The organism is Streptomyces sp. IBSBF 2435, assembly GCF_036815005.1.
Lineage (GTDB): Bacteria > Actinomycetota > Actinomycetes > Streptomycetales > Streptomycetaceae > Actinacidiphila.
Genome location: NZ_JAJSYW010000221.1, coordinates 1 through 10,107, shown reverse-complemented (window position 1 = coordinate 10,107; position 10,107 = coordinate 1). Strand labels below are relative to the sequence as shown.

The following is a 10,107-nucleotide window of genomic DNA, read 5'->3' as shown; positions in this document are numbered from 1 at the left end:
CGGGTGGGGTGGGGGGCTGTCCGAAAGCACCGCCCGCCGCACCTTCCCCCGAGGGCGCTTTTGACCTGCCCGGGCACACCGTCACCCCCGGGCGCGCTGTCGCCGATGCTCCAGCACCCCCACTGGGAGACCGTTCCATGCCGCACGGGCGAGCGGAGGTGCCTTCAGGCGAAACCCGGGGGGGAGGGTGGGAAACACCCCGCGCCGCCAGGCGCGGGAGACCACGCACCGGCGTGCAGCGCCGACGGCGCAGCACCCCGCACGGACGTGCAGCGATACGGGTTGGGGGCGCGAGCGGCAGCTCAGCCGTTGCGTGGGCTGGGCAGGACGGCCGCCGCAGGCACCGTGGGCAGCGACTCCTCCTCCACGGGGGAGGACGGTGGCACGGCGGGCCGCCGTCCTCCGTAGCGGCGGTGCACCGCCTGCTTGGTGACGCCGAGCGCGGAGCCCACCGCGTCCCAGGAGAAGCCGAGCGACCGGTCGAATTCGACGGCGGCGGTCACGAGCGTCTCGACGCTGTCCCGCAGCTCCTGCGCGAGCCGGACCGTGGGAGCGGGCGCGCGGCCGTAGACCACGAAGCCGGCCGTGGGGCCGCTGCGCCGCGGCCGGTACACATTGCCCAGTTGCGCGGTGAGGGTCCGTAGCGCATCCACCTGCCGGCGGACCCTTTCGATGTCCCGCACCAGCAGGTGCAGACTTGCCCGCGCCTGGGCGTCAGGGGTTGCGTGGTCGGGCATCAACAGGCCTCTCCAACCGACGGTGACAGGGGTCAAACTCTCTTGACCAACGCGCCACCGGCCCTTGGAGTCACGCTCCGGGGGCGTGCGGCCCTGTACGCACCCCCTGGCGCCCTAGAATTGGCAGCCGTCCCCCGTCCGGCAGGAGAGGAAACTCGTGACCGTCAAGCCCATCCGCCTGTTCGGCGACCCGGTGCTGCGCATGACGGCGCAGCCGGTCACGACGTTCGACGCGGAATTGCGCACCCTGGTCAAGGACTTGACCGAGACGATGCAGGCCGCCCCCGGCGCGGGGCTGGCCGCGCCGCAACTGGGGGTGTCGCTGCGGGTGTTCACGTATTTCGTGGAGGGCGAGCTGGGTCATCTGATCAACCCGGACCTCACGTTGAGCGTGGAGGAGCAGGACGGCCCCGAGGGCTGCCTGTCGCTGCCGGGGCTGCTGTACGACTGCCGGCGGGCGTTCGGCGTGGTCGCCCGGGGGTTCAACATGTACGGCGAACCGGTCACGGTCGAGGGGACGCAGCGGCTGGCCCGCTGCATACAGCACGAGACCGACCATCTGGACGGCATCATCTTCGTCGACCGGCTCGACCCGGAGCAGCAGGCCGCTGCGATGCTGGCGATCCGCGAGGCCGAGTGGGCCGGGGCGCCCGCGCCGCAGGTCAGGGTCTCGCCGCACGGCACGTCCGGCCGCGCCCTGTGACACCGTCGATCCGAGAGGCACACCCCGCACGATGAAGCTCGTCTTCGCCGGCACCCCCGAGGTCGCCGTACCCGCGCTCGACGCCCTGATCGCCTCCGGGCGGCATGACGTCGCCGCCGTTGTGACCAGGCCCGACGCGACCGCAGGACGCGGGCGCAAGCTCGTCGCCAGCCCTGTCGCCGAGCGGGCGGTGGCCGCCGGGATCGAGGTGCTCAAGCCGGCCAGGCCGCGCGACGAGGACTTCCTCGACCGGCTGCGGGAGATCGCCCCCGACTGCTGCCCGGTTGTCGCGTACGGTGCGCTGCTGCCGAAAGTGGCGCTCGATGTACCGGCGCGGGGGTGGGTCAATCTGCACTTCTCGCTGCTGCCGGCCTGGCGCGGTGCCGCCCCCGTACAGCACGCGGTGATGGCCGGCGACGAGGTCACCGGCGCCTCGACCTTCCTGATCGAGCAGGGTCTCGACTCGGGGCCGGTCTACGGGGTCGTCACCGAGGAGATCAGGCCCGCCGACACCAGCGGTGACCTGCTCGGACGGCTCGCGGTGAGCGGCGCCGGGCTGCTCGTGGCGACGATGGACGGGATCGCGGACGGGCGGCTGTCAGCCAGGCCGCAGCCCGCGGAGGGCGTCACCATCGCCCCCAAGCTCACCGTCGAGGACGCGGCCGTCGACTGGAACGCGCCCGCGCTGAGGGTCGACCGGCTGATCAGGGGCTGCACCCCGGCCCCCGGCGCCTGGACCCTCATCGGCGCTGAACGCCTCAAGCTCGGCCCTGTCGCGCCGGTGCCCGAGCGCACCGACCTGGCGCCCGGCGAGCTGTCCGTCGGCAAGAACGCCGTGCTCGTCGGCACCGGAAGCCACGCGGTGCTCCTTGGCGACGTCCAGCCGCAGGGCAAGAAGCGGATGCCCGCCGCCGACTGGTCCCGCGGCACCCACCTGCCGGCCGGAACGGTCCTGGGCCGTTAGGACACATTGCCCAGGACGTAGGGTGGCGGGGGTTCGAGGACGAGGATGCGGAGCACGTTGAACGCGAAAGACCAGAAGCGCCGCCCGCAGGGCACCCCCTACCGCCGCCCCCAGCGCGACCCGGTGCGGGTGCTCGCGTTCGAGGCGCTGCGGGCCGTGGACGAGCGGGACGCGTACGCGAATCTCGTACTGCCCGGGCTGCTGCGGGCGGCGGAGCGGGAGGCGGCGGCCAAGGGCCGGGAGTTCGACCGGCGGGACGCGGCGCTCGCGACGGAACTGGTCTACGGCACGCTGCGGCACCAGGGCACGTACGACGCGGTGCTCGCCGCGTGCGTGGACCGGCCGCTGCGCGAGGTCGACCCGCCGGTGCTCGACGTCCTGGCTCTCGGGGCGCACCAGTTGCTCGCGACCCGGATCCCGCCGCACGCCGCGGTCTCGGCGACCGTCGACCTGGCACGGGTGGTGCTGGGGGAGGGCCGGGCGCGCTTCGTCAACGCCGTCCTGCGCCGGGTGGCCGCGCAGGACCTGGCCGGCTGGCTGGGCCAGGTGGCGCCGTCGTACGACGAGGACGCGGAGCAGCACCTCGCGGTCGTCCACTCGCACCCGAGGTGGATCGTGTCCGCGCTGTGGGACGCGCTCGGCGGCGGGCGGGCCGGTATCGAGGACCTGCTGACCGCCGACAACGAACGCCCCGAGGTCACCCTCGTGGCCCGTCCCGGCAGGTCCACCGCGGCGGAGGTCGCCGCGTCGCTGCCGGACGGCGCGACAGAACCGGGCCGCTGGTCGCCCTACGCCGTACGCCTCGCCGAGGGCGGCGACCCGGCCGCGGTGGAGGCGGTACGCGAGGGCCGGGCCGGCGTCCAGGACGAGGGCAGCCAGCTGGTGGCCGCCGCGCTGGCCGCGGTCCCCGTCGAGGGCCGCGACGAGTGGTGGCTCGACGGCTGCGCGGGGCCCGGCGGCAAGGCCGCGCTGCTGGCCGGCCTCGCGGCCGGGCGCGGGGCGCGGCTGGTGGCCGCGGAGAAGCAGCCGCACCGGGCGCGTCTAGTGGCCCGCTCCCTGGCCGGCAACCCCGGCCCCTACCAGGTGGTCGTGGCCGACGGCACGCATCCGGCGTGGGCGCCGGGGTCCTTCGACCGGGTACTGGTCGATGTGCCGTGCACCGGTCTCGGCGCGCTGCGCCGCCGCCCCGAGGCGCGCTGGCGGCGCCGCGAGGCGGATGTGCCGGGCTTCGCGCCGCTCCAGCGGGGGCTGCTGACGGAGGCGCTGCGCGCGGTGCGGGCCGGCGGGGTCGTGGGGTACGCCACCTGTTCGCCGCACCCGGCCGAGACGCGGGCGGTCGTCGAGGACGTCCTCGCCCGCGAGCCGGGTGCCGAATGGATCGACGCCCGTCCCTTCATGCCGGACGTCCCCTCCCTGGGCCCCGGCCCCGACCTCCAGCTCTGGCCCCACCTCCACGGCACCGACGCGATGTACCTGGCCCTCCTCCGCCGCACCACCCCCTGACCCCCAGAGGGAGAAGGACGCCGCCCTGAAGGAGCGCGGGGAACCGCGCGCCCAGCGGAGACGGCGGATCAGCCGACTGACGACGGCAAGCGGCACCCTCCAGGGGTGCGGGGGAACTGCGCGACCAGCCGCGACGGAGGGAGAGACAGCACCGCCACCGCCAGTGCAAGCCCCTCGGGGCCGCGGGGAACTGCGCTGCCGGGCGCGGCCGCGCGGCAGGCGGAGCGGACGAACCGCGGGGGGCACCCTGGCCGGTTTTCGTGGGGCCCGGACATCTGGTTTGCTGGGCCCCATGACCGTGCAGATCAGCCCCAGCATCCTTTCCGCGGACTTCGCCCGCCTCGCCGAGGAGGCGAAAGCCGTCGAGGGCGCGGACTGGCTCCATGTCGACGTCATGGACAACCACTTCGTGCCGAATCTGACGCTGGGCCTGCCGGTGGTGGAGTCGCTGAGCAAGGCGACCGATACGCCGCTCGACTGCCATCTGATGATCGAGGACCCGGACCGCTGGGCGCCCGCCTATGTGGAGGCCGGCGCGTCGTCGGTGACCTTCCACGCCGAGGCCGCCGCCGCCCCGGTGCGTATCGCCCGGGAGATCCGCGCCAAGGGCGCCCGCGCCTCGATGGCGCTCAGGCCCGCGACGCCGATCGAGCCGTACGAGGACCTGCTGCCGGAACTCGACATGCTGCTGATCATGACGATCGAGCCGGGCTTCGGCGGCCAGGCGTTCCTGGACATCATGCTGCCCAAGATCCGCCGGACCCGGGCGCTGATCGACAAGCACGGGCTCGAACTGTGGCTCCAGGTGGACGGCGGGGTGTCCGGCGAGACCATCGAGCGGTGTGCGGAGGCGGGCGCCGACAATTTCGTGGCGGGCACCGCGGTCTACGGCGCGCAGGACCCGGCGGCTGCCGTACGGGCGCTGCGCGAGCAGGCCGCCGCGGTCCACCGGCACTGACCTTCGACGGCTACGCGCCCGTAACCCCCGGCGTCTGCGAGGATGAACGCGGAGCCGGACAGCTGGGCAACTGGGGAGAACCGACGTGAGCACAGGCCGCACACACGTGCGCATGGGCCCCGGAGAGATGGTCCAGGCAGCGGCGATGGCACGCCGTTTCTACCTGGAGGGCAAGTCCAAGATCCAGATCGCCGAGGAGTTCGGGGTCAGCCGGTTCAAGGTGGCCCGGGTGCTGGAGACCGCGCTCGAACGCGACCTGGTCAGGATCGAGATCCGGGTGCCGGCCGAGCTGGACGCGGAGCGCTCGGACGCGCTGCGCGCGCACTACGGGTTGCGGCACGCCGTCGTCGTGCAGACCCCGCCGGACCAGGCCGACGCGCCCGACCCGGAGAATCTGGGCGTGGTCGCCGCCGGCCTGCTCGGTGAGCTGGTCACCGACGGCGATGTGCTGGGCCTGGCGTGGGGCCGGTCCATCATCACCATGGCCAACGCGCTCGACCGGCTCGCCCCCTGCACGGTCGTCCAGCTCACCGGCGTCTACGACGTCGGCACCGCCGAACGCGGGTCGGTCGAGGCGGTGCGCACCGCGGCGGCCGTCTCCGGCGGCGAGGCGCACCCGCTGTACGCCCCGATGGTGCTGCCCGACCCGGCGACCGCGGCGGCGCTGCGGGCACAGAGCGGTATCGCGGCCGCCATGGGCTATTACGACAAGGTGACCGTCGCCGTGGTGTCGGTCGGGTCGTGGGAGGCGGGCATCTCCACCGTCCACGACGCGCTCACCGAAGCCGAGCGCGAGCACTACGCGGGGCTCGGGGTGGCCGCCGAGATGTCCTCGCACCTGTTCGACTCGCAGGGCCGCAGGGTCGGCCGGGACCTGGGCGAGCGCTGCATCACCATCGAGACGGACCGGCTGCGCCGGATTCCCGAGGTGCTGGCGATCGCGGGCGGTACGCGCAAGGCCGCCGCGATCGACGCGGTGCTGCGCTCGGGCCTGGTCACCAGCCTGGTGACCGACACCGCCGCCGCCGACCAGCTGCTGCGGGCCACCGCGCCCGCGCGCCGCCCGGCACTGGACCGCGCCGACCCCGACGGGTCCTGAGCGCGCCACCGGACCCGGGCGTGCTGCCGCGCCGCAGGTCACCCGCTGTGGCAGCATCGGCACATGCGCGTGCTCGACCTGACCGGCGTCGACGACCGCCGGGCGTTCATGGACCGGTGCACCGCCGATCTCGGCCTGCCGGAGTGGTTCGGCCGTAGCTGGGACGCCCTAGCGGACTGCCTCACCGATCTGTCGTGGTGGCCGGCCGAGCCGGGCGGGCGGCGGCTGCACGTGCGCGGCTGGCACGGCTTCGCGACGGCGCTGCCGCGCGAGTGGCGGATCGTGAAGGACATCCTGCGGGACGCCGAGCTGTTCTGGCGGGACACCGACATCGAACTGGCGGTCGTCCTGGAGGAATGAACAGCCCGGGCGGCGGCGCCCACCGCTGACGAGGTCCAGGTCCACGGCCTGCAGGTGGCGGGGCCGGCCCCGTCTGAAGATCACTGGGGCCGGCTGTCGAGGGCGCGGCGTCGCGAACGCGTCGGTCGTCCAGGCCGGTCCCCGGGTGGTGAGCGGGAGGTCGTCCCTGTCTCCGGCGACGACGAGGCCGGGGGCGGTGATGTGGGAGGAGTCCTGATCATGCGGCCAGGGAAGGTTCGCCTCCAGAGTCCCCGGCTCATTCAGGATGTGCATCATGTCCTGGCACGCGCTGGCGCCGCACATGGGGCTTGCGGGGGTCGTCCGCAGCCAGGCCGAGCCGCTTGCGGCGGGTGTCTGGAGCCGGCTGCGGCCTCCGCGCCGGCGAACTGCTCGCGGTGAAGCCCGGCGACATCAAGGGCGGCACTCCACGGCTGCGCCGCCAGTCCGGGGCGACATCGACGCGGTCATCAGGAAGGCCGGACACGAGTCATGGACACCTCACCCGCTCCGCCGCTTCTTCACCTCGAACGCCACCGCGGGCGGGGTGTCCCTCCTGGAGGTCTCCCGCTGACCGGGGCACTCTACAATTCAGATAACCGCGGACATCTATGGTCACCTGACCCCAGGCTCGGGCGAGAAGCTGGAGCGAGTGATGGACGGGGTACCGACCAGCGCCACCGTGCTGGTTCCGTGCTGACTTCGGCTCGCCTGCGGGGCAAAGCCGCAGGTAGGAGCAACCGCGTGAGATTCCTCAACGATGTTCGGCCTCCGTACGACCTGACGTACGACGACGTTTTCATGGTGCCGAGCCGCAGTTCTGTGGGCTCCCGGCAGGGCGTGGACCTCAGGTCCCCCGACGGGACCGGCACCACCATTCCGCTGGTGGTCGCGAACATGACCGCCATCGCCGGCCGCCGGATGGCCGAGACCGTGGCCCGCCGCGGCGGCCTGGTCGTCATCCCGCAGGACATCCCGATCGACGTCGTCGCCGACGTGGTCGGCTATGTCAAGCAGCGCCATCTGGTGCTGGACACCCCGATCACGCTGGCCCCCGGCCAGACCGTCGCCGACGCGCTGTCGCTGCTGCCCAAGCGGGCGCACGGCGCGGGGGTGGTGGTCGAGGACGGCCGGCCGGTCGGCGTGGTCACCGAGTCCGACCTCACCGGCGTGGACCGCTTCACCCAGCTGTCCGAGGTGATGTCCGCCGACCTGCTGGTGCTGGCCGCTGACATCGACCCGCGGGACGCCTTCAACCGGCTGGAGGACGCGCACCGCAAGCTCGCCCCCGCGGTCGACGCGGACGGGCGGCTGGCCGGCATCCTCACCCGTACGGCCGCGCTGCGCGCCACGCTCTACCAGCCGGCGGTCGACGCCGAGGGCCGGCTGCGGATCGCCGCCGCGGTCGGCATCAACGGCGATGTGGCGGGCAAGGCCGCCCAGCTGCTCAAAGCCGGGGTGGACACCCTGGTGGTGGACACCGCGCACGGCCACCAGGAGTCGATGATCGCCGCGGTCCGCGCGGTGCGGTCGCTCGACCCCTCGGTGCCGCTGGTCGCGGGCAACGTCGTGGCCGCCGAGGGCGTGCGCGACCTGATCGAGGCGGGTGCCGACATCGTCAAGGTCGGTGTCGGCCCCGGCGCGATGTGCACCACCCGGATGATGACCGGGGTGGGCCGCCCGCAGTTCTCCGCGGTCCTGGAGTGCGCCGCCGAGGCCCGCACGCACGGCAAGCACGTCTGGGCCGACGGCGGGGTGCGGCACCCGCGGGACGTGGCGATGGCGCTCGCGGCCGGCGCGTCCAATGTCATGATCGGCTCGTGGTTCGCCGGTACGTACGAGTCGCCCGGCGATCTCCAGCAGGCCGCGGACGGGCGGCTGTACAAGGAGTCCTACGGGATGGCCTCGGCCCGCGCGGTCCGCAACCGCACCAGCGAGGAGTCGGCGTACGACCGGGCCCGCAAGGCGCTGTTCGAGGAGGGCATCTCCACCTCGCGGATGTTCCTGGACCCGGCGCGGCCCGGGGTGGAGGACCTGATCGACTCGATCATCGCCGGGGTGCGCAGCTCGTGCACCTACGCGGGCGCCGGATCGCTCGCCGAGTTCGAGCGCAACGCCGTCGTCGGCATCCAGAGCGCCGCGGGATACGCCGAGGGCAAGCCGTTGCACGCCAGCTGGCAGTAGCCGGCGGTAGCGTCGGGGCTCGTGCCGCTGAACGAACTCGACGAACGCATCGTCCACGCCCTGGCCTCCGACGCCCGCCGCTCCTACGCCGACATCGGCGCCGAGGTGGGCCTGTCCGCGCCCGCCGTCAAACGCCGGGTCGACCGGCTGCTGGCGGCGGGCGCGATCACCGGCTTCACCGTACGGGTCGACCCCGCCGCGCTCGGCTGGCAGACCGAGGCGCTGGTGGAGCTGTACTGCCGCCACAACACCTCGCCCGCCGACATCAGGCGCGGCCTGTCCCGCTACCCCGAGGTGGCGTCCGCCTCGACGGTGACCGGCGAGGCGGACGCGGTGGTGCAGGTCTTCGCCGCCGACGTACGGCATTTCGAACAGGTGCTCGAACGCATCGCGGGCGAGCCGTTCGTGACCCGTACGAAGTCGGTGCTGGTGCTCTCACCGCTGCTGCGCCGCTACGGGGCGGGCAGCCCCGGCTGATCCGACCTGCGGGTTTACGCGACCGTGCAGTTGTTTGCGCAATTTGTCCGGCTTGCTAGGTTTTGCCGGAGTCTCTCGGGTAATCCGTCCATTGACCGTTCCCAGGTCACGGCAGCCCCGAGGAGGCGACATGATCACGCGCGAACAGATACCCCAGGTGGTGGGCCATCCGGTCCATGACGCCGAAGGCAAAAAGGTCGGCGATGCGAAGCACATGTACCTGGACGACAGCTCCGGAAATCCCGAGTGGGTGACGGTCAAGACCGGGTTTTTCGGTAGCAACGAGACCTTTGTGCCCACCCGTTCCGCGCGGCTGGTCCAGGACCATCTGGAGGTGCCGTACCCGAAGGAGAAGATCAAGGGTGCGCCCAACGTGGACATCGACTCCGGCGGTCACCTGTCGGTCGAGGAGGAGCAGCACCTGTACCGCTACTACGGCATCGAGCGGACCGGCGGCAAGAACACGTCCGCCGACAAGTCCGCGGGTGCGGCGGGTGCGGCGGGAGCAGCAGGGGCCGCGGCCGGCAGCGGCACCGACACCGGCCGGGGGAGGGGCAGCGCGGGCATGGACGCGTCCGCCGCCGGTTCCGGCGCCGCCTACGCGGCCGGCCGCTCCGGCTCCGCGGAACGCCTGGGCGCCGGCGGGATCGAGTCCGAGGAAGAGGCGATGACCCGCTCCGAGGAGGAGATGCACGTCAAGGTCGAACGCCATGCCTCCGGGAAGGCCAGGCTGCACAAATACGTCGAGGTCGAGGAGGTCGAGCAGACCGTGCCGCTGCGGCACGAGGAGGTCAAGCTCGAACGCGAGCCGCTCAGCGCCAGCGATCGCGACGCGCTGCGCTCCGGCGCGGAGATCAGCGAGGCGGACCGCTTCGTGACGCTGCACGAGGAGAGCCCCGTGGTGGAGACGGAAGTCGTCGCCAAGGAGCGGGTGCGGATGAACGTCGAGGAGCACGTCGAGCAGAAGAAGGTGCACGGGCGGGTCCGCAAGGAGCGGATCGAGGCGGAGATGGAAGGGCCGAGCGATGCGATTCCGGGTGGTGAGGGCACCACCCGGGGCGGGCGGCCCGAACGCTGACCCTCGCCCCTGCACGGCGCCCGGCGGCCTCTGGGGGGAGAGGGGGC

10 protein-coding genes are annotated in these 10,107 nt (G+C 73.0%); 9 read left to right on the top strand and 1 reads right to left on the bottom strand.

Annotated features, from left to right (window positions below; all coding sequences use genetic code 11):
* Positions 1 to 302 precede the first annotated feature (302 nt).
* Positions 303 to 737 carry a hypothetical protein gene (locus tag V7E46_RS29665; protein ID WP_333771310.1) on the bottom strand — a complete coding sequence of 145 codons (435 nt, stop codon included), beginning with the start codon at positions 735 to 737 and terminating at the stop codon, positions 303 to 305.
* 157 nt (positions 738 to 894) lie between these two features.
* On the opposite strand from V7E46_RS29665, the gene def reads away from it, so the two are divergent.
* From def to V7E46_RS29615, 9 genes are all read left to right on the top strand, one after another.
* Positions 895 to 1,440 (top strand): peptide deformylase, encoded by a 546-nt coding sequence (gene def, locus V7E46_RS29660; RefSeq protein WP_333771309.1) that lies wholly within the window; start codon positions 895 to 897, stop codon positions 1,438 to 1,440.
* A 31-nt stretch (positions 1,441 to 1,471) separates the two neighbouring features.
* Complete coding sequence (fmt, locus tag V7E46_RS29655; RefSeq protein WP_333771308.1) at positions 1,472 to 2,404, top strand: methionyl-tRNA formyltransferase; 933 nt, start codon at positions 1,472 to 1,474, stop codon at positions 2,402 to 2,404.
* A gap of 45 nt (positions 2,405 to 2,449) precedes the next feature.
* A complete protein-coding gene (locus V7E46_RS29650; protein ID WP_333771307.1) occupies positions 2,450 to 3,907 on the top strand; it encodes an RsmB/NOP family class I SAM-dependent RNA methyltransferase in 1,458 nt (485 codons plus the stop codon).
* Between the two features lie 292 nt (positions 3,908 to 4,199).
* On the top strand, positions 4,200 to 4,865 hold the full coding sequence (rpe, locus tag V7E46_RS29645) for a ribulose-phosphate 3-epimerase (RefSeq protein ID WP_333771306.1): 666 nt from the start codon (positions 4,200 to 4,202) through the stop codon (positions 4,863 to 4,865).
* 85 nt (positions 4,866 to 4,950) lie between these two features.
* Positions 4,951 to 5,964: a sugar-binding transcriptional regulator gene (locus tag V7E46_RS29640; protein ID WP_333771305.1), complete on the top strand. Its 1,014-nt coding sequence runs from the start codon at positions 4,951 to 4,953 to the stop codon at positions 5,962 to 5,964.
* A gap of 63 nt (positions 5,965 to 6,027) precedes the next feature.
* On the top strand, positions 6,028 to 6,324 hold the full coding sequence (locus V7E46_RS29635; RefSeq protein ID WP_329180813.1) for a barstar family protein: 297 nt from the start codon (positions 6,028 to 6,030) through the stop codon (positions 6,322 to 6,324).
* Positions 6,325 to 7,065: 741 nt separating this feature from the next.
* Positions 7,066 to 8,505 carry a GuaB1 family IMP dehydrogenase-related protein gene (locus V7E46_RS29625; protein ID WP_333771304.1) on the top strand — a complete coding sequence of 480 codons (1,440 nt, stop codon included), beginning with the start codon at positions 7,066 to 7,068 and terminating at the stop codon, positions 8,503 to 8,505.
* Positions 8,506 to 8,526: 21 nt separating this feature from the next.
* A complete protein-coding gene (locus V7E46_RS29620; RefSeq protein ID WP_333771303.1) occupies positions 8,527 to 8,982 on the top strand; it encodes an Lrp/AsnC family transcriptional regulator in 456 nt (151 codons plus the stop codon).
* Between the two features lie 130 nt (positions 8,983 to 9,112).
* A complete protein-coding gene (locus V7E46_RS29615) occupies positions 9,113 to 10,060 on the top strand; it encodes a PRC and DUF2382 domain-containing protein (RefSeq protein WP_333771302.1) in 948 nt (315 codons plus the stop codon).
* Positions 10,061 to 10,107 lie beyond the last annotated feature (47 nt).